Below are 24,174 nucleotides of genomic sequence, written 5' to 3'. Positions count from 1 at the left end.
GCCGAGGTCAGGCGCGCGTCGGGGCGTCGGGGGTCAGGGCGTGGACCACGTCGCCGAGCACCACGATCGCGGGTGGGCGCAGGGCGGCGGTCTCGACGTCCTGCGCGACCGCGCCCAGTGTGGAGCGCAGCATCCGCTGAGCCGCTGTGGTGCCCTCCTGGATCACCGCGGCGGGAGTCTCCGCCGGCTTGCCGTGCGCGATCAGCGTGGCGCTGATCGCGGCGAGGTTCTTCAGGCCCATCAGGACAACGAGCGTGCCGCGCAGCCCGGCGAGGGCGTCCCAGCGCACCAGCGACGCGGGCGCGTCGGGCGCGAGGTGCCCGGACACCACAGTGAACTCGTGCGCCACGCCCCGGTGCGTCACCGGCACGCCGGCCACCTCGGGCACCGCGATCGCGCTCGTCACGCCGGGCACGACTGTCACCGGCACACCCGCCTCGGCGCAGGCCAGCAGTTCCTCGCCGCCACGGCCGAAGACGTACGGGTCGCCGCCCTTGAGCCGTACCACCACCTTGCCGGCCCGCGCCCGGTCCACCAGGATCCGGTTGATCTCCTCTTGGGCACGCGACGGCCCGTACGGGATCTTGGAAGCGTCGACCAGCTCGACGTCCGGCCGCAGTTCGTCCAGGAGCAGGCCGGGCACGAGCCGGTCGGCGACGACCACCTCGGCCTCGGTGAGCAGCCGCCACCCCTTCACGGTGATCAGCTCCGGGTCGCCCGGCCCGGATCCGACGAGTGCGACGCGCCCGCCGGTGTTAACAGGGGGCCCCTCCTCTACCGCAGGGGTTAAAAGGGGTCCCCTCCTTCCGAGCAGGGCGCGGATGGCGTCGCGGACGCCCATCGCTCGGCGGGGGTCGCCACCGCCGAGTACCGCCACGGTGACCGGGCCGTGCCGGGTCACCGCCGGGGTCCACGCGCTCGCCGCCGTCCGGTCGTCGGCGCGTACGCAGAAGATCCGCCGCTCGGCCGCTGCCGCGCTGACCGCGGCGGCGGCGGCCCGGTCGTCGACAGCCACCTGGACCAGCCACGCGCCGTCCAGGTCGTCGGGGGCGAACCGGCGCGGCTCCCAGTGCAGCCGCCCGGCGTCGACGTGCGCGCGCAGCGCCGGGGTCAGCTCGGGCGACACCAGCAGCACGTCCGCGCCGGCGTCGAGCAGCGCGGGGACCCGCCGGGTGGCGACCGCTCCCCCGCCCACGACCACCACGCGCCGCCCGCCCAGCCGCAACCCCAGCGGGTACGGGCTGGGCGGCGTCGGCCCGGCCGGCTCGGTCACTTCTCCGCCACCCCGGCGGAGTCGAACGTGGCGACCTCGTGCAGTACCCGGACCGCGCCGGTGACCACCGGCAGGGCGAGCAGCGCCCCGGTGCCCTCGCCGAGCCGCAGTCCCAGGTCGATCAGCGGTTCCAGGCCGAGGTGCCGCAGTGCCGCCGTGGCGCCCGGCTCGGCGCTGCGATGCCCGGCGACCATGGCGCCCACCGCGTCCGGCGCGAACGCGGCGGCGGCGACCGCGGCGCTGACGGCGATCACGCCGTCGAGCAGCACCGGCACGCGGCGCGCGGCGGCGCCGAGGATCAGGCCGGTCAGCGCGGCGTGCTCCAGCCCGCCGACGGCGGCCAGCACACCGATCGGGTCGGCCGGGTCGGGCTCGTGCCGGGCCAGCGCGGCCCGCACCACAGCCACCTTGCGGGCGTACGTCTCGTCGTCGACCCCGGTGCCCCGCCCGGTGGCCGCCTCGGCGTCCACGCCGGAGAACGCGGCGATGAGCGTGGCGGACGGGGTGGTGTTGCCGATGCCCATGTCGCCGGTGAGCAGGATGCCCGCCCCGGCGTCGATCAGCTCGCCGGCGACCCGGATGCCGGTCTCGACGGCGGTACGGGCCTCGTCCCGGGTGAGCGCCGCGGTGACAGTCATGTCGCGGGTGCCGGGGCGGACGTTCGCGGACACCAGGCGCGGGCCGGCCGGATCGGTGGATTCGGCGCCGGGGATCGGGGTGGCCACGCCGACGTCCACCACCGTGACCGAGGCGCCGGCCTGGCGGGCGAACGCGTTGACGACCGCGCCGCCGGCCAGGAAGTTGGCGATCATCTGGGCGGTGACCTCCTGCGGCCACGGGGTCACGCCCTGGGCGTGCACGCCGTGGTCACCGGCGAAGATCGCCACCGCGGCCGGCTCGGGCAGCGGCGGCGGGCAGGCGCCGGCCAGCCCGGCGAGGCGTACCGAGAGCGGCTCCAGTGCGCCGAGCGAGCCGGCGGGCTTGGTCAGCCGCCCCTGCAACTCGCGGGCCGCCGCCATGGCGTCCTCGTCCAGCGGCCGGATCGCCGCGACTGTGGACTCCAGCATCATGCCTCCAGGATCCGTGCCAGCGTCTCGATGAACGCGTCGGTGGTGCCCCGGTCGCGTACGGCGATCCGGAGCCAGTCCGGGCCGAGCCCGGGGAACGTGTCGCCCCGGCGTACCGCCCAGCCGTGCGCGCGCAGCCGCTCGCGTACGTCGGCGGCGCCGGCCACGTGGATCAGGACGAAGGCGGCGGCGGGGCGGCCCGCCACGCGTACCCCCGGCAGGCCGGACAGGCGGGCCACCAGGTGGTCGCGGTCGGCGGCGAGTTCGGCGGCGATGGCGCGTTCGGCGGCGACGGCGGCCGGCGCGGCGCAGGCGGTGGCGGCGGCGAGCGCCGGGGTGGAGACCGCCCAGAGCGGCTGCGCGGCGGCGAACCGGGCCAGCAGCACGGCGTCGCCGAGCAGGTAGCCGATCCGCAGCCCGGCCAGGCCCCAGGTCTTGGTGAGGCTGCGCACCACCACGAGGCCGGGGAGGTCGCGGCGGGCGGCGAGCGACTCGGGCTCGCCGTCGACGCCGGGTGCGGCGGTGGTGTCGGCGAACGCCTCGTCGACCACGAGCACCCGGCCGGGGCGGGCCAGCGCGGCGATGGTGTCGGCCGGGTGCAGCACCGAGGTCGGGTTCGTGGGGTTGCCGATCATGACGAGGTCGGCGTCGCCGGGGACGCGGGCCGGGTCCAGGCGGAAGCCGTCGGCCGGGTCGAGCAGCACCCGGTCCACGCGGTGCCCGGCGGCCCGCAGCGCGGCCTCCGGCTCGGTGAACTGCGGGTGCACCACCACGGGGTGGCGGACGCCGGACAGCGCGCGGGCGATCAGGACGAATCCCTCGGCGGCGCCGGCGGTGAGGAGTACCTCTTCCGGGGGTCGCCCGTGCCGGTGAGCGACGGCGGCGCGGGCCGGCGCCGGGTCCGGGTACGCGGCCAGGTCGCCCAGCGCGGCGGTGATCGGGTCGGCCAGCCAGTCCGGCATCGGGGCGCGGCGCACGTTCACGGCCAGGTCCACCAGGCCGGGCGTGGCCTCGGCGTCCCCGTGGTGGCCCAGGTCGGGCTCGTCGAGCGCGGCGGCGCTCCCGGTCGGTGCTGCGGGCATGTCCGCGATCCTGCCGGGTAGCCGCCGCCCGGGACAGCGCATCCCGGCGTGGGTCGCGTCACGGTCCGCCGGTTTATGAGTTCTTCTCATTTCCGAATCGGAAATGTCATAGCTTGACCCCGTGAGCAGTCGTCCCCTTGCTTCCGCTGGCCGTCTCGTTCCCCTTCTCCGCGCCGGGCTGATCGCCGGCATCGTGGTCGCCGCCGCCCTGTACCCGCTGGTCGCCGTCACCGGCATCGGGGCCAAGGCCACCGCGCACGCGATCGAACAGAAGACGAACATCCTCAAGACCGCGTTGCCGGCCGAGACCTCGTACGTCTACGCGCCCGACGGCAAGACGGTGCTGACGATGTTCTACGAGGAGTACCGGCAGTACACCAAGATCGAGAACATGTCGCCGAACATCCAGCAGGCGATCGTCGCCGCCGAGGACAACCGCTTCTACCAGCACCACGGCGTCGACCCGAAGGGCGTGGCGCGAGCTTTCGTCTCCAACGCCCGATCCGGCGGCGTATCCCAGGGCGCCTCGACGATCACCATGCAGTACGTGCGGATGGCGCTGCGGGACAGCGCGACCACGCCCAAGGAGGTCCAGGAGGCGACCCAGCAGACCAGCCTGCGCAAGGTCAAGGAGATGCGCATGGCGCTGGACATCGAGAAGCACCTGAGCAAAGAGCAGATCATGGAGCGCTACCTCAACTCGGCCTACTTCGGTCACCGGGCGTACGGGATCTACGCCGCCTCGCAGATCTTCTTCTCCAAGACGCCGGCCACGCTCACCCCGGTCGAGGCGGCCACGCTGGCCGGGCTGGTGAAGTCGCCGTCGGAGTACGACCCGATCACCTCCGACCAGAAGGAGGCCACCGGCCGGCGCAACTACGTGCTGGACAACATGTCCCGCCTCGGCTACCTGTCGCCCGACGCCGCCGCCGCGGCGAAGGGCCAGCCGATCAAGCTGAAGCTGACCGACCCGCCCAACGACTGCGCCGCGATCGACGGCGGGCACCGCGCCTGGGGCTTCTACTGCGACTACCTGAAGAACTGGTGGAGTTCCCAGCCCGCGTTCGGCGAGAACCGGCTGGAACGGATGGACAAGCTGCGCCGTGGCGGCTACCGGATCGTGCTCGCGCTCGACCCGAAGACCCAGGCGGCGGCGGAGAAGAACGTCGGGGCCAAGGACAACACCGGCAGCCCGTTCGCCAACGGCATCGTGGTCGCCGAGCCCGGCACCGGGCGGATCAAGGCGATGGCGGTGAACCGGAACTACTCGCTGGACCTGGCCGAGAACCCGAACAGCTCGAACCCGGAGGCCGGCCCGAAGGTCAAGGCGAACTACCCGAACACGGTGGCGCCGCTGCTCGGCGGCGGGACGCTACCGGGCTACCAGGCCGGTTCGACGTTCAAGATGTTCCCGATGCTCGCCGCGCTCAACGCCGGGATGCCGTTGTCCACCGCGTACGACTCGCCGTACACGTACAAGTCGGCCGTCTACGACGGGTGGGCGCCGTCGAACGCCAGCGGCGCGATGACCGGCCGGCAGACCATGTGGTCCGGGTTCGGCAAGTCGGTGAACACCTACTTCGTCCAACTGGAGGAGAAGATCGGCGCGGACGCCGGGGTACGCCTGGCCGAGCAACTGGGGCTGCGCTGGCGCACCGACGTGGACAAGGAACAGGCGTCGCCGGGCAAGGCGAAGAAGTGGGGCGCGTTCACGCTCGGCGTCTCCGACGCCACCCCGCTGGAGATGGCGAACGCGTACGCCGCCATCGCCGCCGACGGGCGCTACTGCGAGGCCATCCCGGTCAACGCGATCATGAACCGGGACGGCACGCCGGCCACGTACACCACGCCGGGCGGGGTGCAACGGGAGGTGGCCAAGCCGCGGTGCCGGCAGGTGGTGAACGCCGACGCGGCCCGCGCCGCCACCGACGCGGCGCGCTGCCCCACCGGCGACACCCCGGCCAAGGGAAGCTGCGGCGGCTGGTCGACAGCCGACAGCGTCCGGGGTACGGTCGGCCGCCCGGTCGCCGGCAAGACGGGTACGACGGACAGCACCCGGTCGGCGTGGTTCGTCGGCTACACGCCGGAGCTGGCGGCGGCGAGCTTCATCGCCGACCCGGACAATCCGTTCAACGCGGTGGGCGACGGGCAGTCGCAGATCCCGGTGAACGCGGTGGCGCAGACCCTGCGGGACTCCCTGAAGGGCCAGCCCACCCGCCAGTTCACCCCACCCTCGGACCGGATAGTCGGCTGACCCGCCCTGATCCGCCCGGGGGTGCGCCCGGGTAGTTGATCAAGGAGTTTGCGTCACGGATCGCCCGATCCACGGACGCGAACTCCTTGATCGACGTCGGGAGGAGGTTGGGCGCAGGGGGTGGTCAGCGGAGGTCGGCGGCTACGAAGGACCACAGCTCCAGGTCGACCCGGGCGCCCCTGACGAAACCGGCGTTGCGCAGCAGGCCCTCGTAACTGAAGCCGGCCTTCTCGGCGACCCGCCGGGACGCCGCGTTGCCGGCCGCCACCCGCAGCTCCACCCGCTGGAACCCGTGCTCGAGGATCAGTGCGATGGCCACCGCGTCCACCGCCTCGACCGCCAGGCCGTAGCCCCGGGCGTGCGGCGCGATCGCGTACGACAACTCGGTGAGCCGGGCGCCCCAGTCGGTACGGCGGGCCCAGAGCGAGCCGACCACCCGCTGGTCCTCCCGGCGGACCACCGCCCAGTGGTCGCCGTCGCCGCTGTCCCGCCGCTGCCGGGCCAGCTCGGTGCACCACGCCCGCCCGTCGATCTGCCCGGACGCATCGGCCAGCGGCAGCCAGCGCTGCGTCTGCCGGTCGGCGAACACCTCGTCCATCGCCTCCGCGTCGGCGGCGACGAGGTGCCGCACCTCGATGCGCGGGGTGGAGACGGTCAGTGCCGGGAAACGGCGTACCGCCACCTGCCCGATCACGCCGACGCCCCCACCGGTGCCAGCGCGGCGGCCACCAGCCGGGCCGCGATGTCCGGATGCGCGGCCCAGTGCGGCACGAGCTGCGAGGCGTGCACCGCCTGCCGGACGAAGCCCTCCGGATTGCCACCCTCCCAGCGCCAGGCCGGCCGGTCACCGGCGCGCGGCGTGAGCACTGCGGCGTGCTGCTTGTGCCCGGTCACCGTGGCACCGGCCGCCGCCACCACGCTGTCGGTGACGGCGGTGGCCGTGCGGTAGCCGACCACCAGGCCGTCCCGGACCGTGCCGACCGCGTCGAGCACCCCGCACATGGGCAGGCCGTCCAGCTCGCGGGCCAGCCACAGCAGGCCCGCGCCCTCGGCGATCACCGGACGGCCCGAACGGGCCAGCTCGGCCACCGCGATGCACAGGCGGCGGTTGGCGGAGAGCTGCTCCGCGTACGTCTCGGGCAGCCCGCCGCCGACGACGAGCGCGCGGGCCCCGGCGGGCAGCGCCTCGTCGCGCAACGGGTCGAGCGTGACCACGTCGGCCCCGGCGGCGCGCAGCAGCTCGGCGGTCTCCGGGTGGCTGTAGGCGCCGGCCGGACCGCCGGCCAGCGCGACCACCGGGCGTTCCCCCGACGGCTGCGGGGCGTCGGCCGGCTCCGGCGACCACGGCTCGACGGTGAGCGCGGGGGCGGAGCGGGCCAGCGCCAGCAGCCGGTCGAGGTCGACGGTGGCGGCCACCGCCTCACCGAGCCGGCGTACGCCCCGTTCGGCGTCCGCGTCGGCGCGCACCACGGGCCCGGTGCCGTACCGGCGGGCGGGCAGCACCGGAGGCAGCTCGTGCCGGCGCAGCGCCCCGTAGACCGGCACGCCCACGTCGTCGAGCGCCTCACGCAGCAGCGCCTCGTGCCGGGGCGAGGCCACCCGGTTGAGGATCACGCCGCCCAGCCACAGCTCGTCGTCGTACGCCCGGAAACCGTGCACCAGCGCGGCCACCGACTGGCCCATCGCTGCCACGTCCACCACGAGCACCACCGGGCTGCGCAGCGCGGTGGCGACTGCCGCCGTGGACTCGCTCTCGGGTCGTCCGGCGACCGAGTCGTAGAGGCCCATCGTGCCCTGCACCAGCGCGAACCCGGCGCCATCAGCGCCGTACGCGAAGAGGGGGGCGATCCGCTCCGGGCCGACCAGTCTCGGATCAAGCGTGCGCCCGGCGCGCCCGGCGGCGAGCCCCAGATACGCCGCGTCCACCTGGTCCGGCCCGACCTTGAACCCGGCCACCGGGATCCCCCGGTCGGTGAGCGCCGCGAGCAGGCCGAGGGAGACGGCGCCGGTGCCGTGCCCCGAGGAGGGCGCACTCAGCACGACGCGCGGCACGTCGGTCATCATCGACTCCTGATGTGGGTGGTTTCCGCCCGCGTGACCATACCCGTCCGGCCCGGCGCGCGAGAGCCGCGCACACCGCCGTTTCTGCCTGGCAGCGGCGAGTGGCATCGCTCATACGGGTAGCCTTGGCCAACGTGTACCGGTTCCTGCTGACCCCGCGCTGGCTCGGCTACCTCGCGCTCACGCTCGTCGCCGCCACGGTGATGGTGTTCCTGGGCAACTGGCAGCTGGACCGCTACCGGGGGCGCACGGCCGTCAACGAGCGCATCGACGCCGGGGCCACCATGACACCCGCGCCGTTGCGCGACGCGCTCCCCGCGCCCAGCGGCGGCGACGTCGGTCCCGCACCGTCCGAGGAGCTCACCTGGAGCCGGGTCACCGCCACCGGCCGGTACGACAGCGCGAACACCGTCCTGATCCGCGGCCGGACCCTCGACCGGACGGTCGGCTTCGAGGTGCTCACCCCGCTGGTGCTGGCCGACGGCACCGCGGTGCTCGTCGACCGGGGCTGGATCCCGCCCGTGCCGGGCGCCGGCGCGACAGTCCAGCCGGAGGTGCCGGCGGCGCCGACCGGCGAGGTGACAGTGACCGGCCGGGTCGTCGGCAGCGAGAGCGGCGGCGGCGCGGTCAGCCGGCGCGACGGCAAGCTGGAGGCCCGGCGCATCGACATCCCCCGCCTGGCCGATCAGCTCCCCTACCCGGTGACCGGCGGCTACGTGCTGCTCGACGGGCAGACGCCGGCGGCCGACCCGGCCTTCCAGGCGGTCCAGATCGGGCACACGAACAACTGGCAGAACTTCGGCTACGTGTGGCAGTGGTGGATCTTCGCGGTGATGAGCCTGTTCGGCTACGGCTGGGTGGCGCGCCGGGAGGCCCGCCGCCGGGCCGGGCTGGACACCCCGGGTGAGCCGGTGGACCGCGCCGCCGAGCCGGCCACTCCCACCTCCGCCTGAACAGGCCTCACCGGGCACGGCCCGCCTCGTCGATCCTCTGCACAGGCGCCCGTTACTCGCCGTAGCCGCCATCGACGAAGGACTCCTCACGACGGATATGCCTGAGAGGCATATTTATGCCTCTCAGGCATATCCGTTCCGAGCGATGAGGCTTCCGCGCAGGGCGGGCCGTGGATCCGGCGGCACACCGGGCGGCGGGGACGTTGGTAGGGTCCGCGGATGATCGTCAATCGTGGGGGTCGCGGTGACCTCTGACGCCACGACGCCCCCGGCCGCCGAGCCACCCGCGTACGACCCGTGGTCGGCCATGCCGCCGGCCGTCGCGCCCCCCACCGAGCAGTTCCCGGTGATCGCCGCGCCGGACGCACCGGTCACCCCCGCACCGTTCTCCGCGCCGCCGCCCACCGCGCAGTTCCCGGCCGCGCCGCAGTTCTCCGCACCGCCCGCGCAATACTCCGCACCGCCCGCGCAATACTCCGCGCCGCCTGCCCAGTTCTCCGCGCCGCCGGTGCCGGCGGCCGGGGTGGTCGCGCCGTACTACGGGCCCGCACCCGGGGCGTACCCGCCGCCCGGGCCGGTGCCGCCCACGCAGTCGGCGGTGGCCGTGCAGATCGCCGAGATCGTGGTGACGCCGCCGGTGATCCGTACCCCGGCCGGTGTCCTGCCACTCGCCGGCGCCTCCTGGTACGTGACCGACTACTGGCAGAAGGAGGAGAAGATCGCGCACTGGGCCGTCGTCGCCGCGATCCTCGGCTTCTTCTGCCTGACCGTGTTCAGCCTCCTGTTCCTGCTGATCAAGGAGACGCGGCACTACGGCACCGTGCAGGTGACGGTGAGCAGCGGCGGGCACCAGTACGTCGCGCGGATCCCGGTCACCGACCAGTTCCAGGTGCAGCAGCTCAACAACCAGGTCAACTACGCCCGGTCGCTGTCGGCGGGCTGAGCCGTCAGCCGGTGACCCGGCCGGCGTGGATGGCGCGGACCGCGTCGATGGTGTCCGCCTCGGCGGCGGTCTTGTCGTCGCGGTAGCGCAGCACGCGGGCGAAGCGCAACGCCATGCCGCCCGGGTACCGGCTGCTCGTCTGCACCCCGTCGAACGCGATCTCGACCACCTGTTCCGGCCGGACCCGCACCACCCAGTCGCCCTTCTCCACGGCGAGCGACAGGAACCGTTCGGTCTGCCAGCGCAGCAGCTCGTCGGTGAGCCCCTTGAACGTCTTGCCCAGCATGACGAACTCGCCGGTGCGCGGATCGCGGGCGCCGAGGTGCAGGTTGGACAGCCAGCCCTCCCGCCGGCCGCTGCCCCACTCGACCGCGAGGACCACCAGGTCGAGCGTGTGCCGCGGCTTGACCTTGACCCAGGCCGAGCCGCGCCGACCGGCGTCGTAGGGCGCGGCCGGGTCCTTCACGACCACGCCCTCCTGACCGGCGTCGACAGCCGCGGCGAACGCCGTGGCCGCCTGCTCCGCGTCGTCCACCTCGACCCGGTCGACGAGCAGCGAACCGTCGACAGCGCGTGCCAGGGCCGCCCACCGCTCCCGGCCGGGTGCGTCGATCAGGTCGGCGCCGTCGAGGTGCAGCAGGTCGAAGAAGTACGGCGTGAGCACCGGTTCGCCGGTGCGCTCGGCGGCGGCCAGCACGGCGGGCGCGACCTGCGTCGGCCCGGTGGTGCTGGGGGTGGTGCGACGGGCCGCCCGGCTGGACGTCTCCTGGAACGGCAGCGGCCGGCCGGCGGCGTCCAGCCCGATCGCCTCGCCGTCGAGCACCAGCTCGCGTGCGGGCAGCGCGCGGACGGCTGCGACCACCTGGGGCAGCCGGCCGGTGATCTCGTCCAGGCTGCGGGTGAAGACCGCGATGTCCGCCCCGGAGCGGTGCACCTGGATGCGGATGCCGTCGAGCTTGACGTCGACCACGGCCGGCACGCCGGTGGCGGTGAGCGCCTCGTCGACCGAGGGCGCGCTCTGCGCCAGCATCGGCGCGAGCGGCCGGCCCACCTGGAGCCCGAACCCGGCCAGCGCGGCGGCGCCGCCGGTGAGCGCCGCGACCGCCACCGCCCGCAGGTCACCGGCGAGCAGCAGGGCCCGGCGCACGGCGGTCACCGGCACGTCGGCGGCGCGCGCGATCGCGTCGGTCAGCAGCCCGGCCTGCGCGCCCTGACGCAGTTCGCCCCGGAACAGGCCGGTCAGCAGGCGCTGCTCGTCGGCGGTGGCGGCGGCGAAGAGACGGCCGACCAGGTCCCGCCTGCGGGCTTGCGAACCGGACCCGGCGACGCGGGAGATCTCCTCGATCGCCGCGTCCACGGCGGCGACGGTGAGCGTCGGCTCGGCGGCCGGCGGGGGCAGGTCACGCAGGCCCGCCCAGCCGACACCGGTCTGACGCTGGCGCAGGTCACCGGCGAGGTAGCCGGCACCGGCCGGGATCTCGCCCGGCTCCAGCCCGCGCAGCGCGGCGGCCAGCAGCTCCACCTTGGCCCGACGGCCGCTGGTGGCGCCGACCGCGGCCGAGGTGGCCGCCAGCTCCGCGAAACGCACGTCCACATCCTGCCAGCCGCCTGTGACATCGGGGCGGATCCGGCGACCCGGCACACCGCACGGGTGCGCCGGATCCGCCGGGCCGACGGTCAGGCCGAGACCGGTTCCTCGATGCGCAGGCCGCGCCCGCGCACGCCCTCGGCGACCCGGGTGAGCAGCGCGTCGAGCGTGACCAGGGCGGCGGAGAGCTCGCCGATCTGTTCGTTGAGCGTGTCCTCGGACCACGCGGAGACGTCGACGTCCCCCAGAGCACGGACGGCGGCCTGAAGCCGCTCCATCTCGTCGTTCGTACGCATGTTCGAAAGGCTATAACACCCCGCCCGCCGACACACCACAAACTCCGACATCGGCCCCGAAGTTACGGTTTCGACACCTCAGGAGCGGTTTCCGGCCTCCGCCACCCGGGCCAGCAGCAGCGCCTCGGCCAGGCACACCCGGGCGAACTCGCCCAGGTGCAGGCTCTCGTTCGGGCCGTGCGCCCGCGCGTGCGGGTCCTCCACACCGGTCACCAGGATCGCGGCCTGCGGGAACATCTCCTGGAACGTGGCGATGAACGGGATCGATCCGCCCACCCCGATGTCGACCGGGTCGGTGCCGTCCCAGGCCGTCCGGAACGCCGACCGGGCCGCGTCGAACATCGGCCCGGAGGCGTCGATCACACAGGGCGCGCCGTCGTGCTCGAACGTCACCGACACCTGCGCGCCCCACGGCGCGTGCCGCTCCAGGTGCGCGGTCAACGCCGCGTACGCCTTCTTCGGGTCGTCGCCCGGCGCCAGCCGTACGCTCAGCTTCGCCTTCGCGGACGGCACCAGCGCGTTCGGGGCCTCGCCGGTGGACGGCGCGTCCACGCCCAGGATCGCCAGCGCCGGCTTGGTCCAGAGCCGGTCGGTGATCCGGCCGGTGCCGAACAGCGTCGCGCCGTCGACCAGGCCGGCCTCGGCCCGGAACCGGTCCTCCGGGTAGTCGACGCTGGCGCCCTCGCGGCCGACCAGCCCGTCCACCGCGACGTCGCCGGCCTCGTCGTGCAGCGTGCCGAGCAGCTTCACCAGGGCGGTGAGCGCGTCCGGCACGGCGCCGCCGAACATGCCGCTGTGCACGGCGTGGTCGAGCGTGCGCACCTCCACGAAGCAGTTGACGATGCCGCGCAGCGAGGTGGTCAGCGCCGGCACGCCGACGTCCCAGTTGGTGGAGTCGGCGATCACGATGACGTCCGAGGCCAGGTCTTCGCGGTGCTCGGCGAGCAGCCGCTCCAGCGAGTCCGAGCCGTACTCCTCCTCGCCCTCGATGAACAGCACCACGCCGACCGGGAGCCGGTCACCGAACGCGCGCAGCGCGGCGACGTGCGCCATGATGCCGGCCTTGTCGTCGGCGGCACCCCGGCCGTAGAGGCGGCCGTCGCGCTCCACCGGCTCGAACGGGTCCGACTCCCACAGCGACAGGTCGCCGACCGGCTGCACGTCGTGGTGCGCGTACATGAGCACGGTGGGGGCGCCGGGCGGGGCCGCCTTCGTGCCGATCACCGCGGGCTGGCCGCCGGACCGGACGATCCGCGTGTCGAGGCCGCAGCCGCGCAGCAGCTCCGCCACCGCCTCGGCGGAACGCTCCACGTGCGAGTGGTCGAAGCCCTCGAAGGCGATGCCCGGGATGCGGACGAGTCGCTCGAGGTCGGCACGGACGCCGGGCAGTTCCCGCTCGACGGCGGCCCGCACCTCGGACTCGGAGAGGATCGGAGTGGTCATGACCGGAATCGTATGCTGGCCTTACCCCACCACGTCGCCCGAGCCCGATCGCCGCCCCGCGCGCACGTAGTACCGGCCCGCGTCGTGCGGCAGGTCCGGGGCGCCGTCGACGACCAGGTCCACCGCCGCGGCCGTGCCGTCGGCGGTGAAGTGCGCCCGCTCCCCCGCGTGCCAGCGGCGCAGCTCCGGCAGGATCTGCTCCCCGTCGCGGGCCAGCGCCCGCCGCAACCGCAGCTCGGCCGGCGCGGTGACCAGCACCGACAGCGTCAGCTCGGGGCGCACCGCGGCGCGGGCGGCGCTCACCCCCTCGACGATCAGCACCGGACCGGCCGGCACCGGCACCACCCGGTCCAGGAAGCGCCGGCGCACCCAGCTGTAGCGCCGGTAACCACCCGCCCGGCCGGCCCGCAGCGGGCCGAGCACCTGCTCCTCCAGCCGGGTCCAGAACGTGAGCTGGTCGTCCCAGCCGTCGAGCAGGTCGTCGGTGTGCACGAGCGGCGGGCGCACGCCGCCCGCCCGCTCCGCGAGGGCGTCCGCGAGGCGCGTCGCGAACCGGCTCTTGCCCGCGCCGCTGGGCCCGTCGACGGCGACCAGCCGGGTACGCCCCAACCGCGCCGGACCGGCCAGCACCCGACCGGCCAGCCCGGCGTACGCCTCGATCACCGCCACGTTCACCCGACCGACGCTAACGTTCCCCCGTCCGCTGGAAACTGCGACCCGGGCGGACCGTTTCGCCGAGCGGCGGCGCTGCGCGCTGGGCATCATCGGGGGGTGCTCCATGACGTGATGTGTCCGGGCGTCGACGCCCTCCTGGAACAGGCCCGCGCCGGTCTCCGCCGGCTGACCCCGCACGAGACCGTCGAGGCGGTCCGTGGCGGCGCGCTGCTTATCGACACGCGTACCGAGGCGCAGCGCCGCGAGGAGGGTGAGCTGCCCGGCGCGATCGTCATCGACCGCACCGTGCTGGAGTGGCGGCTCGACCCGGCCAGCGCGTGGCGCATCCCGGAGGCCACCGGGTACGACCGCGAGGTCGTCGTGGTGTGCCGGGAGGGGTACAGCTCCAGCCTGGCCGCCGCCAGTCTCCAGACGCTGGGGCTGCGGCAGGCCACCGACATGATCGGCGGGGTGCAGGGCTGGCGGGAGGCCGGGCTGCCGATGTCCGACCGCCCGGCCGACGTGCGCTACTGAGCCGGTGGCGCGCCGGGTGGCACGAACGGCAGCCCCGGCGGTGGGCCGGACTCGATGAGCCGCCACAGCGCGTCCGTGTCGAGGTGTTCCTCCACCAGGTCGCCGAGCAGGTCCAGCGTCCGTTCCCGGGCCGCCGCGAAGGACGTGTCCGGCGCGACCTTGAACCCGGTACGCCCGGCCGCCTCCGCCACCTCGGTCAGGAACCGGCGGCGGAACGCGTCGGAGGAGAAGGCGCCGTGCCAGTGCGTGCCGTACACGGTGCCGAGGTGCGCGCCCTCGCCGGTGCCGTCGGCGTAACGCAGCAGCGGCGCGAGTCCCGGGTCGGCGGCCGTGACCCGGCCGTGGTGGATCTCGTAGCCGTGCACCGGCACGTCGCCGGCGGCGGTGCCATCGGCCCGGCGAACCGTCTTGCGCGGCTCGAAGGTGATCTCGAAGGGCAGCAGCCCGAGGCCGGGTACGGTGCCCCGGCGGCTCTCCACCGCGTCGTGGATCGCCCGGCCCAGCATCTGGAAGCCGCCGCAGATGCCGAGCAGCGGCCGTCCGGCGGCGGCGTGCGCCCGCACCGCGTCGGCCAGTCCGGTCTCCCGCAGCCACGCCAGGTCGGCGACTGTCGACTTGGTGCCGGGGAGCACCACCAGGTCGGCGGCGGCCAGTTCGGCCGGCTCGACGGTGAGGCGGACCCGCACACCCGGCTCGGTCGCGAGGGCCTCCACGTCGGTGGCGTTGCTGATCCGCGGTAGCCGCACCACGGCGACGTCGAGCCAGTCGGTGCCCCGGGGCGCCGCCGGGCGGCCGAGGACCCGCCCGTACGCGAGCGAGTCCTCCGCGTCCAGCCACAGGTCCAGTGCCCAGGGCACCACCCCGTACGTCGGGCGGCCGGTGACCCGGCGCAGCATGTCCAGCCCCGGCTGGAGCAGGCCGCGGTCACCCCGGAACTTGTTCACCACGAACCCGGCCAGCAGCGCCTGGTCGGCCGCGTCGAGCAGCGCGACGGTGCCGAACATCGAGGCGAACACGCCACCCCTGTCGATGTCGCCGACCACGATCGCTGGCAGCCCCGCCTGCCGCGCCAGCCCCATGTTGACGTAGTCGCCGTCGCGCAGGTTGATCTCGGCGGGACTGCCCGCACCTTCGCAGATCACCACGTCGTACTCGGCCCGCAACTCGGCCAGCGCCGCGTACGCCGTGGTGGCGAGCCGGGACCGTACCTCGTGGTAGTTGCCGGCGGTGACCGTGTCGACCGCCTCGCCGAGCAGCACCACCTGGCTGGCATGGTCGCTACCCGGCTTGAGCAGCACCGGGTTGAAGCGCAGGTCGGCGTCGAGCCCGCAGGCGGCGGCCTGCATCGCCTGGGCGCGGCCCAGCTCGCCGCCGCGACCGTCCGGCCCGACCACCACGGCGGAGTTGTTCGACATGTTCTGCGCCTTGAACGGGGCGACCCGGACGCCCCGGCGGCGCAGCCACCGGCAGATGCCGGCGGTGAGCACGCTCTTGCCGGCGTCGGAGGTGGTGCCGGCGACGAGCAGCCCGCCGCTCACCGCCCGCTCCCCCGGCGGGCCGCACGCATGAGGACGCCAAGCGCGGCCCGTCCGGCCGCCCCGGCCGCACGCCCGACCGTCACCGGGTAGAGCGCGGCCAGGCCGAGCGCTGCCACACCGACCGCACCGGAGATCCGGGCGGCCCGCTTCAGGTGCCGCGCCTCGGGGCGGGGTCCGTCACCGAGGAACGGCCGGGTCTCGGCGCGGCCGAAGTAGACGTTACGGCCGCCGAGCCGGACGCCGAGCGCGCCCGCCATGGCCGCCTCGCACTGACCGGCGTTCGGGCTCGGGTGGTCGGCCCGGTCCCGCCGCCACACGTGCCACGCGGCGGCCCGGTTCCCGTGCGCCACCGGCGCGACGGCCACCGTGAGCAGCCCGGTGAGCCGGGACGGCAGCAGGTTCAGCGCGTCGTCCAGCCGGGCCGCGGGGGTGCCGAAGCGGGCGTACCGGGGCGAGCGGTGGCCGACCATCGCGTCGAGCGTGTTCGCCGCCCGGTAGCCGAGCAGGCCGGGCAGGCCCGCGACGGCGCCCCAGACCAGCGGGGCGACCACGGCGTCCGAGGTGTTCTCGGCGACCGATTCGACAGTGGCGCGGGCGAGTTCGGGCTCGTCGAGGGCGGACGGGTCGCGCCCGCAGAGGTTGCCCAGGCGGGCCCGGGCGGCGGGCAGGTCGGCCCGGCCGAGTGCCCGCGCCATCACCCGGGACTCGTGCCGCAGCGTGCGCCCACCCAGCACCGTCCAGGTGCCGGCGGCCACCAGCGCGGCCCGCGCGATCGGATGGTGCCGGGTCGCCAGCGCGGCGGCGGCGCCGAGCAGGACCGGCGTGCCGACGGCGAGCGCCGTGAACGCGGTGCCGGCCGCCCGGTCGGGGCGGTAGACCCGCCGTTCCAGCGCACCGGCCGCCGTGCCGAAGCCGGCCACCGGATGCCACCGGCGGGGGTCGCCGAGCAGCGCGTCGAGCGCGTAGCCCGCCACCAACCCGGTCGCGTTCGCCATGGCGGTCGCCTGCCGCACCCGTCACCACCTCCGGCCGGCCAGCCTAGTCGTACCGCGGGGTGGTGACGCCGACGTCACCACCCCGCGCCCCCGTCGGACGAAGAGTCAGGCGGGCACCGGGGTACGCCGCCGTCCGCGACGCCCCGACGCGGTCCCGCCCGCACCGCCCGGGCTCGCGCCGCCCGGCTCGCCCTCACCCGGTCCGGCACCACCCGGCCCGTCGGCCTCCGGCGGCGTGACCTCGCCCAGTTCGTCGTCCTCGGCCGTCACCGGGCCGTCGTCCTCCGCGTCGCCCAGCTCCTCCTCCGGGCCACCCGACCCGGGGTCGAAGCCGGCGGCCTGCCGCACACCGGGCCGGCCGTCGAACGGGTCGGGCTCGCCCACCCGCTCGACGGTGCCGGCCAGTCCGACCCGGCCCCCGTACTCCGGCGGCGGGAAGTCGTCGTCGAAGGGCCGGTCGTCGAACGTCGCCGGGGCCTGGGCATCCGGCACCGGCTCGGTCGCCTCGCCGTGCACCCGCTGCTCGGCCTCCGCGTCCTCGACCGTGCTGGTGGCCGCGCGGGGCTGGTTGCGCAGGAAGCGTGCGCGGCCCCGGGACAGGTCGTGCCCGACGGCCACCGCCTCCAGTTCGTAGAGCGTGCGGTGGGTGCCGGACTCGTCGGTCCAGTCCCGGGTGTAGAGGCGCCCGGCCACGATGACCGGGTCACCGACCGCCACCGAGGCGGCCACCCCCTCGGCGAGGCGGCGCCAGCAGTTGACGCGTACCCGAAGGCTGTTGCCGTCCACCCAGCGGCCGCTGTCGCGGTCGAGGCGGCGCGCGGTCGAGGCGACCTTGAAGTTGGCCACCAGCGTCCCGCTCTGCGTGGTCCGGCGCCACTCCGGCGCGGTCAGCACGTTGCCGACGATCGTCACGTACGTATCGAACATCGCCCCTCCCAGGGATCGACTTGTCCCGGTGAGCGTCGGCCGGATGCCCGGCCCGGGCCACCCCGCCGGCCCGGTCCTGTGGATGACGAACCGACCTGTGGACAACCACCTGATCAAGGTCCCGATCTGCTAGGCCGACCGGCCCTACGTGCCTGAGCTGCAAAGACGCATGATCGAGTGGAGCCGGCAAGCAGGCGTTCCGGAATCACGCCGGTTGGGTAAGTACTTGATCAACCGAGAGAAAGGGAGCTCCCATGCTTCTCCGAGACGTCCGCGAGGCAGCGCGATGAGCGCCGTGGCGAACCCCGCGACCGTGGCCGAGTGCCTGCGGGTCGGCGCCGGGTTCTCCCAGGGCGACCGCAACTGGATCGCCGAGCAGTTCGGGACCCTGGACGCCCGGCTCGCCGGCTTCCACGCCGACGCCACCGAGCTGGAGGTGTCCGTCAAGGATCGCGAGGCCCGGGGCCAGAAGGTGACCCTGGAGTGCTGGATCGCCGGGCGGCAGAAGATCGTCACCACCTCGACCGAGGAGGATCTGCACGCCGCGCTCAACGACGTCCGGGACGACCTGCGCCGCAAGCTCAACGACGCGAAGACCCGGCAGGAGCCGCGCCACAACAAGCACCTGCGCGCCGTCGACCAGCCCGAGGGCGCCCCGTTGCAGGACGCCGAGACCGTCTGAGGCCGTATGCCCCCGTCCGTCCGGTGCGGGCGGACGGGGGCTACCGCCGGGTAGCGAGGCGGCGTACCGTCGCGGTCGTGGAACCGGACGTGCTGGGCGCCCCCTACGAGCGGCGGACGATCGAGCTGGGCACCGACGACGAGGGGCCGGTGGTCGCGACCCTCGTGCGGCGGCGCGCCGACCGCCCGACCGGCCGCGCCGTGCTCTACGTGCACGGCTTCGTCGACTACTTCTTCCAGACCCACGTAGCGGACTTCTTCGCCGAGCGCGGCTGGGACTTCTACGCGCTCGACCTGCGCAAGTACGGCCGTAGCCTGCTCCCGCACCAGACCCCGAACTTCTGCCGTGACCTGAGCGACTACTTCCCCGAGCTGGACGCCGCCGCGGAGATCATCCGCGCCGAGGAGGGCCACGACACCCTGCTCGCGATGGGCCACTCGACCGGCGGCCTGATCATCTCGCTCTGGGCGCACGACCGCCGCGACGCCGGCCTGGTCGACGGCATCGTGCTCAACAGCCCCTTCTTCGACATCAACGCGCCCTGGATGGTCCGTCGACCCCTCGCGGCCGCCGTCTCCCGCCTGGGCCGCAGGGCGCCGCAGCGTGTGCTGCCGTTCGGCCTGGGCACGGTGTACGGCGAGAGCCTGCACGCCGACCACCGGGGCGAATGGCGGTACGACCTGGCTTGGAAGCCGCTCGCCGGGTTCCCGGTCCGGGCCGGCTGGCTCAACGCGATCCGTACCGGCCAACGTCGCCTGCGGGCCGGGCTGGACATCCCGGTGCCGGTGCTGCTCGCCTGTTCCACGCGTAGTTTCCGGGGCACCAAGTGGCACGACAGCGCCACCGGCGCCGACGCCGTGCTCGACGTCGAGCACATGGTGCGCTGGGCGCCCCGCCTCGGCCGGCACGTCACGCTGGCCCGCTTCGACGGCGGGCTGCACGACCTCACGCTGTCCAGTCCCGGCGTACGCGAGAAGGTCTTCGCGGAGGTCGGACGGTGGGCGGAGGGATTCCTCCGCGCCGGGCCGACCGAGCCGGAGCCCACGACGCCGCCGGCCCCTCGGCGGCCGGCCGACGCGAACGCCGAGGGCTGAGGCCGGTCCGTCCCGCCGCCGGGACGCCCGGCTCAGTCGGCGACGACCGCCGTGAGCGCGGCGCGGATCCGGTCGAAGGTGGCGATCGGATGGCCACCAGCCTGCGGCGGCAGCACCACGCCCAGGCAACGCAGCGCGGGCCCGCCGTCCGGCCCGGCCTCGACCGCGAACACCGGCGCGCCCACGTAGCCGGCGGGCAGTTCCGTCGTGACCCGCACCTCGCCGCCGTCCCGGGCGACCCGCTCGACCACCGCCTCCAACGGCCGCGTCCCCCCGTCGCCGACCCCTAGGGCCAGCACGAACGCCGACGCGGGCGCCGCGCCGATCCGCGCGACCGCGTCGGCCGGCGCGGCCACCGCCTCGGTGACATGCTGGGTACGCCAGCGCCAGCCCCGATCGTCGGCCCAGCCGTGCAGACCGCCGGTCGGCATCGCGGCGAGCCCCAGTTCCGGCAGGTGCAGCCAGTGGTCGGCGAAACCGGGCAGGTCGATCGGCTCGTCCGCACCCTCGGCCGGGTCGGTGACGCTCGGCCGCAAGCCGATCTCGCCGTACGCCCGGTCGGTGAGCGCGTCGGCGGTGAGCAGCCACTCGTGCGCGATCTCGCCGTCGTCCGTAGCGCCGACCAGCTCGCTGTAGAAGAAGGCCGTGCCGAGGACGCCGGGCGGTGTGCCCGGGCCGTCCGAGCCGGTGAGGGGCAGGATCGCCCGCCCGAGGAGCTGACACAGCTCGAAGACGATCTCGTTCTCGGTTTCCTGGTCGAGCAGCATCCGACGAGGGTACGGATCGCGTCCCGCCCGGCCCGCGCCGGACCCGCCGGAACTGTGGTGCCGGTCCGGGCCCCGGCGTGGGACGCTGAGGGGCGGAACGGACGCGCCGACCCGTACCACCGGGCACGCGGGGAGCGGCGGTACCCTCTTGGCGCAACGACCGTCGGCACGCGCCCGTAGCTCAGCGGATAGAGCAGGGGACTTCTAATCCCAAGGCCGCAGGTTCGAATCCTGCCGGGCGCACCATCCCGACCGCAGGTCAGCGGCTTTCCGCCGCCGGTCGAATCGATCACCACGGCTCACGTACAGCCATTCGTACAGCCTACTCAGCCGAAGAGGTGCTTCGCGGCCTCGTCCACGGCGGCCCGCGCGATCTCCGGCAGGACGTGGGCGTCAAGGCCGGCAGCCGCCCGAATCTTGTGCCATGTCCGGTCGATGTGGTCCGGGTACATCGGCGTACCGACCTTGGACGGGAAGACCAGACCGTCATCCTTCCACCGCTCCCCCGCCATCAACCGATCCGCGGCCTGCTGCTGACGATGAGCGCGGAACAGGGCGAGGGTCTGCGCCGGGACCGGAACCGCCCGCCGGGACCGGGGCGCGGCGGCGAGGTTCTGCCCCTGCTCCTGGCGGCGGCGAAGGTCGACCAGCTTGCCGAGCACTTCCCGCTCTGTCTTGCCGTAGACCCACTTCTGCGACCGCTTGCTTTTCCGAACCACTAAGATCATCGATTGACGGGACCCGGGATGACGGAGAGTTGTTGCTCGCGGTTCGGGTTCTAGGCTTTGTCAGTGCTGATGTTCCGCTCGCCGGGGAAGTGCCTGGGGACCAGACGCCTGACGCTAGAGTCTCGCCGTGGTGAACCAGTCGGTCCGTGAGGCCTACTCATACATGTCTGAGCAATACATCGCCTTGTTCAAGGGTGACTCGCAGGCTGACGTGGACGACGCGGCCCTCGTCCGGGACCACCTGGTCGGCTTGGACGGTAGGGTGCTCGATCTCGGGTGCGGCCCCGGGCACTGGAGCGCCTACCTGCATTCGTTCGGCGCCGACGTGACCGGTGTGGACCTGGTCCCTGAGTTCATCGACCATGCACAGACGAACTTTCCGGGGCCGGAGTTCAGACTCGGATCGATGACCGACCTGAACCTTCCCGACCACTCGGTGGCGGGCATCCTCTCCTGGTATTCGACCATCCACCTGCCGCCGCCAGAGCTGGACGGTGTACTTACCGAGTTCCGCCGGATGTTAGCTCCCTCCGGGAAGCTGGTGATCGGCTTCTTCGACAGTGCCGACGGCGTAGCCGCGTTCGACCACAAGGTTCACACGGCATACCGCTGGCCCGTAGATACGATCTCCGCCCGCCTGGCAAAAGCCGGTTTCACCGAGGTTCAGCGCTTGAGGAAACAGATTCCGGACCGGCCGGACCGCATGTGTGCGGCCATCGCAGCGACAGCCGCTGCGTCATAGTGATCATCTCACCGCTGGACCAGCCCTTCCGGGCAACTTGATGGCCTCGATGTCCCGTTCCGGGCGTTCCGGTGGATCCACGCGGGTTGCCTCCCCAGGCCAAAGATGGGTATCTCTGGGTAAGCAACTTCGGGATCATGTCAATGGATACGCTGCGTATACCGAAAGAGTGGGGCAGAACTACAGCAGGGTAGTCCGGTCAACACATCCCTCGCCCCAGCCCACATCAAGGCGGCCCGCAAGCGGGCCGCGCCGGCCCGGCCCCGGCCTGCTGGCGACCTCCGGCCGGCATCGGCCGGGCCGGCCGGCCACGCTTACGAGATGCAAGAGCTTGAAGACCTCGGGGCTCCGCCCCGAACCCCGACCCTCCTCAGAGATCGGCCGGGAGCGGATCACCTCGCCGGGCACCACAAGGGCTACCAGCCTCCCCAGGCCGGGCCAAGGTCGTACGTCCAGTAGGGCGCTCCACCTTGTCCCGGCCTGGGGAGGCTGGACGGTCTGACGACTGCCCGACGAGGAGACCCGCCTTCTGGCCCCGCCTAGACGCTTGTGCGGCGCCTGATCAGTTTCCGACTGCCAGCCCGCCGGATTGCTTCGCCCACCCCCGTTGACGAACGAAGCGACCGACTGGTGCCAGCCTGGCTGACCTTGGCTTGGGGCTAGATCCGAAACATGTGTCGGCGAATGCTTCCGCGATTGCCGCGATGCCCGCCTCTTTCGCCGTTACCACCCGGCCGTTGGCGAGCGACGACCACCAGCGTGAGAAGGACCGGGCCGAGCAGGCTCACGAGGACTGCGTACGTGGCGAGGGCGCTGAACTCCACACTTGGGGAGCCCCGCCACGGGCTCACACTTCCAGCCAGTTTGTGCAGCGAGAGCTGAGCGACCGGAGTAAGTAACACCAGCGAGGCCCAGACGCCGCGGTTGTCACGATGGAGGGCCGGGCCGAGAGCCAGTAGCAGAGCGACAGCCAGCAGAAGCCCACCGGCGGCCGGTAGAAACCGGGCGGTACTGGCGGCGTAGTACCCATCGAACGCGTCATGCAGGATCAGGTAAGCCGCTGTCCCACCTGCGCCTACCGCCGCGAGTGGTACTCCAACCCGAATGAGGGTCAAAGACCCCTCCGGCAGGAGGAGCGCTAGCGCGCCAAGAGTGACTTGCGGCAGCAGGATGAACAGCGGTGGCCTGGACAGGCCGGTCAACGCGCTCAGTGGCACTGCCGCGATCGTGAGCGCAAGAGCTACGGCTACCGCGACTCGCGTCGTCCGGCCCGGGGAGACGGTTGCGGCGATCGCGGCGACCAGCCAGGCGGTCCACGCAATGAACCCGAGTGAGGCGAAGGGACTCATGTGCGGGTGGTCCCCAACGGGCGCCACGGGACGCAGTTCCGCCACCCACCAGATGGCCGCAAAGGCGGTAGCAGCGAGCAATGCCACGACCGAGGCGAGATGCACCCCGGGAACGAGATCAATGAGGCCGGCGGCGCGCAGCCGCTGACGGACGCCGCCGCGCACGAGATCCGTGATGTCGCCAGGTGAGGGCCAGCGTTGGCCAGGCTTGGCCAGGTCAAGGCACGTTCCCACGATCTCGGCCCCACGCGCCCGGCGATAGTCCGAGGGGTACACATTCAGCAGGCGCAGGTACCTGCGTTCCAAGTTGGTCACGCCAAGCCTCCGGCGGTACGCGCAGTGAGCGACCGGCCGGTGCGGGCTCGCGCGCGAAGCCGCGTCGTGGCCGCCTCGACGTTGCGCCGCAGCCGGTCCGTCTCCTCCGCCAAAGTGGCGTCGCCGGCTGGCGAGAGGCGGTAGTAGCGACGCGCTCGACCGTTCACGACCTCCTCCCGGTCGACCTCCACCAGGCCGGCGTCGACCAGCCGGTCAAGCGCCCCGTAGAGGGTGCCTGGACGCAGTGAAACTCTGCCATCGGAAAGAACGGCAACCTCGCCGATCAACCCGTAGCCGTGCATCGGCTCCTTCGCCAGCGCGGTCAGGATCAAGAAGGTCGGCTCACGTAGCGGTGTGTCCATGCCCGCAATATATCGGACGCGAAGCTATATCGGGGGGCGTTACATGATGGTGTCTCCCAAGGCCATCATGGGCCATCCATGGGCCAGTAGCCGGGGCGCGCAGCGGTCATGAGCGGGCACGAGGGGCAACTGGCTCGACCGTTGGGACCAGGCGTTTCGGGCATCACGACCAGATGAGCACGATCTTCCAAACTGACGGTGCGGGTTCGATTCCCGTCGCCCGCTCCACCAACGAAGGCCCAGGCAGACCGCATGATCGCGGCACCTGGGCCATCGCATTCCTCCCCCATTTTCGATCTTGCGCCGTTCACCGGCGATGTCAGCCCGCCCCGGCGATCCGGTGATGCAGCGCCGAGGCGATCTCATGGTCGCGCTCGCCGATGGTGTGCTGATGGAGCAGGGCCGCCCGCATGGTGCTGTGACCCCTGCGCTACAGAGGTTGAAAGGCCAAGGTTCGAGTTATCTCGGTGGCTCGGGTTCGAGGGTCATGCCGGTGCTGGCGAAGAAGCCGGCGAGGAGATCGGTCT

23 protein-coding genes and 1 tRNA gene are annotated in these 24,174 nt (G+C 73.4%); 8 read left to right on the top strand and 16 right to left on the bottom strand.

Going from position 1 to position 24,174, the window contains the following annotated elements; all coding sequences use genetic code 11:
* Positions 1 to 7: 7 nt before the first annotated feature.
* The 3 genes from cobA to cobC are packed head-to-tail and all read right to left on the bottom strand — an operon-like array spanning position 8 to position 3,422.
* Positions 8 to 1,273: a uroporphyrinogen-III C-methyltransferase gene (cobA, locus tag SM452_RS27445; RefSeq protein WP_355511026.1), complete on the bottom strand. Its 1,266-nt coding sequence runs from the start codon at positions 1,271 to 1,273 to the stop codon at positions 8 to 10.
* Positions 1,270 to 2,340 (bottom strand): nicotinate-nucleotide--dimethylbenzimidazole phosphoribosyltransferase, encoded by a 1,071-nt coding sequence (gene cobT, locus SM452_RS27440; protein WP_463841009.1) that lies wholly within the window; start codon positions 2,338 to 2,340, stop codon positions 1,270 to 1,272. The genes cobA and cobT overlap by 4 nt, the downstream gene beginning before the upstream one ends.
* The gene (gene cobC, locus SM452_RS27435) at positions 2,340 to 3,422 is read right to left on the bottom strand and encodes an Rv2231c family pyridoxal phosphate-dependent protein CobC (protein WP_463840994.1); all 1,083 of its coding nucleotides are present in this window, start codon (positions 3,420 to 3,422) and stop codon (positions 2,340 to 2,342) included. The genes cobT and cobC overlap by 1 nt, the downstream gene beginning before the upstream one ends.
* Positions 3,423 to 3,543: 121 nt before the next feature.
* Between cobC and SM452_RS27430 the strand changes: the two genes are divergently transcribed.
* The gene (locus SM452_RS27430) at positions 3,544 to 5,676 is read left to right on the top strand and encodes a transglycosylase domain-containing protein (protein WP_355511023.1); all 2,133 of its coding nucleotides are present in this window, start codon (positions 3,544 to 3,546) and stop codon (positions 5,674 to 5,676) included.
* A gap of 124 nt (positions 5,677 to 5,800) precedes the next feature.
* Here the strand turns inward: SM452_RS27430 and SM452_RS27425 are convergent, their stop codons facing one another.
* Both SM452_RS27425 and SM452_RS27420 read right to left on the bottom strand, forming a co-directional pair.
* Positions 5,801 to 6,370 (bottom strand): GNAT family N-acetyltransferase, encoded by a 570-nt coding sequence (locus tag SM452_RS27425; protein ID WP_355511020.1) that lies wholly within the window; start codon positions 6,368 to 6,370, stop codon positions 5,801 to 5,803.
* Complete coding sequence (locus tag SM452_RS27420) at positions 6,367 to 7,737, bottom strand: cobyrinate a,c-diamide synthase (RefSeq protein WP_262014124.1); 1,371 nt, start codon at positions 7,735 to 7,737, stop codon at positions 6,367 to 6,369. Before SM452_RS27420 ends, SM452_RS27425 begins: the two co-directional genes overlap by 4 nt.
* Before the next feature lie 134 nt (positions 7,738 to 7,871).
* Here SM452_RS27420 and SM452_RS27415 point away from each other — a divergent pair, with 134 nt between their 5' ends.
* Together SM452_RS27415 and SM452_RS27410 are read left to right on the top strand one after the other, a co-directional pair.
* Positions 7,872 to 8,690, top strand: coding sequence for an SURF1 family cytochrome oxidase biogenesis protein (locus SM452_RS27415; protein ID WP_262014123.1), 819 nt, complete (start codon positions 7,872 to 7,874; stop codon positions 8,688 to 8,690).
* A gap of 244 nt (positions 8,691 to 8,934) precedes the next feature.
* Positions 8,935 to 9,633 (top strand): flagellar biosynthesis protein FlhF, encoded by a 699-nt coding sequence (locus tag SM452_RS27410; RefSeq protein ID WP_355511014.1) that lies wholly within the window; start codon positions 8,935 to 8,937, stop codon positions 9,631 to 9,633.
* A gap of 4 nt (positions 9,634 to 9,637) precedes the next feature.
* Here the strand turns inward: SM452_RS27410 and SM452_RS27405 are convergent, their stop codons facing one another.
* From SM452_RS27405 to SM452_RS27390, 4 genes are all read right to left on the bottom strand, one after another.
* Positions 9,638 to 11,221: an ATP-dependent DNA ligase gene (locus SM452_RS27405; RefSeq protein WP_355511011.1), complete on the bottom strand. Its 1,584-nt coding sequence runs from the start codon at positions 11,219 to 11,221 to the stop codon at positions 9,638 to 9,640.
* Positions 11,222 to 11,310: 89 nt separating this feature from the next.
* Positions 11,311 to 11,517, bottom strand: coding sequence for a hypothetical protein (locus SM452_RS27400; RefSeq protein WP_030273275.1), 207 nt, complete (start codon positions 11,515 to 11,517; stop codon positions 11,311 to 11,313).
* Between the two features lie 78 nt (positions 11,518 to 11,595).
* Positions 11,596 to 12,960: a M20/M25/M40 family metallo-hydrolase gene (locus tag SM452_RS27395; protein WP_463840993.1), complete on the bottom strand. Its 1,365-nt coding sequence runs from the start codon at positions 12,958 to 12,960 to the stop codon at positions 11,596 to 11,598.
* A 21-nt stretch (positions 12,961 to 12,981) separates the two neighbouring features.
* Positions 12,982 to 13,635, bottom strand: coding sequence for a uridine kinase family protein (locus SM452_RS27390; RefSeq protein ID WP_436798902.1), 654 nt, complete (start codon positions 13,633 to 13,635; stop codon positions 12,982 to 12,984).
* A 111-nt stretch (positions 13,636 to 13,746) separates the two neighbouring features.
* Between SM452_RS27390 and SM452_RS27385 the strand changes: the two genes are divergently transcribed.
* Complete coding sequence (locus SM452_RS27385) at positions 13,747 to 14,148, top strand: rhodanese-like domain-containing protein (protein WP_194800739.1); 402 nt, start codon at positions 13,747 to 13,749, stop codon at positions 14,146 to 14,148.
* Here SM452_RS27385 and SM452_RS27380 read toward each other — a convergent pair.
* From SM452_RS27380 to ssb, 3 genes are all read right to left on the bottom strand, one after another.
* Complete coding sequence (locus SM452_RS27380; RefSeq protein WP_463840992.1) at positions 14,142 to 15,686, bottom strand: cobyric acid synthase; 1,545 nt, start codon at positions 15,684 to 15,686, stop codon at positions 14,142 to 14,144. The two genes, SM452_RS27385 and SM452_RS27380, sit on opposite strands and share 7 nt — an antisense overlap.
* The gene (locus SM452_RS27375; protein WP_463840991.1) at positions 15,683 to 16,699 is read right to left on the bottom strand and encodes a cobalamin biosynthesis protein; all 1,017 of its coding nucleotides are present in this window, start codon (positions 16,697 to 16,699) and stop codon (positions 15,683 to 15,685) included. Before SM452_RS27375 ends, SM452_RS27380 begins: the two co-directional genes overlap by 4 nt.
* 87 nt (positions 16,700 to 16,786) lie before the next feature.
* The gene (gene ssb, locus SM452_RS27370) at positions 16,787 to 17,608 is read right to left on the bottom strand and encodes a single-stranded DNA-binding protein (protein WP_262014117.1); all 822 of its coding nucleotides are present in this window, start codon (positions 17,606 to 17,608) and stop codon (positions 16,787 to 16,789) included.
* Positions 17,609 to 17,894: 286 nt separating this feature from the next.
* Between ssb and SM452_RS27365 the strand changes: the two genes are divergently transcribed.
* Together SM452_RS27365 and SM452_RS27360 are read left to right on the top strand one after the other, a co-directional pair.
* Positions 17,895 to 18,290, top strand: coding sequence for an HPF/RaiA family ribosome-associated protein (locus SM452_RS27365; RefSeq protein ID WP_463840990.1), 396 nt, complete (start codon positions 17,895 to 17,897; stop codon positions 18,288 to 18,290).
* Between the two features lie 77 nt (positions 18,291 to 18,367).
* Positions 18,368 to 19,384, top strand: a complete 1,017-nt coding sequence (locus tag SM452_RS27360; RefSeq protein ID WP_262014115.1) for an alpha/beta hydrolase — start codon at positions 18,368 to 18,370, stop codon at positions 19,382 to 19,384.
* Positions 19,385 to 19,416: 32 nt separating this feature from the next.
* Here the strand turns inward: SM452_RS27360 and SM452_RS27355 are convergent, their stop codons facing one another.
* Positions 19,417 to 20,151, bottom strand: coding sequence for a hypothetical protein (locus tag SM452_RS27355; protein ID WP_463840989.1), 735 nt, complete (start codon positions 20,149 to 20,151; stop codon positions 19,417 to 19,419).
* Positions 20,152 to 20,321: 170 nt separating this feature from the next.
* On the opposite strand from SM452_RS27355, the gene SM452_RS27350 reads away from it, so the two are divergent.
* A tRNA-Arg gene (locus tag SM452_RS27350) sits at positions 20,322 to 20,397 on the top strand.
* Between the two features lie 80 nt (positions 20,398 to 20,477).
* Here the strand turns inward: SM452_RS27350 and SM452_RS27345 are convergent.
* Complete coding sequence (locus SM452_RS27345) at positions 20,478 to 20,879, bottom strand: hypothetical protein (RefSeq protein ID WP_463840988.1); 402 nt, start codon at positions 20,877 to 20,879, stop codon at positions 20,478 to 20,480.
* Positions 20,880 to 21,042: 163 nt separating this feature from the next.
* Here SM452_RS27345 and SM452_RS27340 point away from each other — a divergent pair, with 163 nt between their 5' ends.
* Entirely contained in the window at positions 21,043 to 21,621 is a 579-nt protein-coding gene (locus SM452_RS27340; RefSeq protein ID WP_436798903.1) for a class I SAM-dependent methyltransferase, read from the top strand.
* 659 nt (positions 21,622 to 22,280) lie between these two features.
* Here SM452_RS27340 and SM452_RS27335 read toward each other — a convergent pair.
* Entirely contained in the window at positions 22,281 to 23,285 is a 1,005-nt protein-coding gene (locus SM452_RS27335; protein WP_269704541.1) for a hypothetical protein, read from the bottom strand.
* The gene (locus tag SM452_RS27330) at positions 23,282 to 23,647 is read right to left on the bottom strand and encodes a PadR family transcriptional regulator (protein ID WP_269704540.1); all 366 of its coding nucleotides are present in this window, start codon (positions 23,645 to 23,647) and stop codon (positions 23,282 to 23,284) included. Before SM452_RS27330 ends, SM452_RS27335 begins: the two co-directional genes overlap by 4 nt.
* Between the last annotated feature and the right edge of the window lie 527 nt (positions 23,648 to 24,174).

It is taken from the genome of Micromonospora sp. SYSU B005, assembly GCF_055362685.1.
Note: the sequence above shows the minus strand (reverse complement) of the source record. Positions and strands in the feature narration are given on the sequence as shown.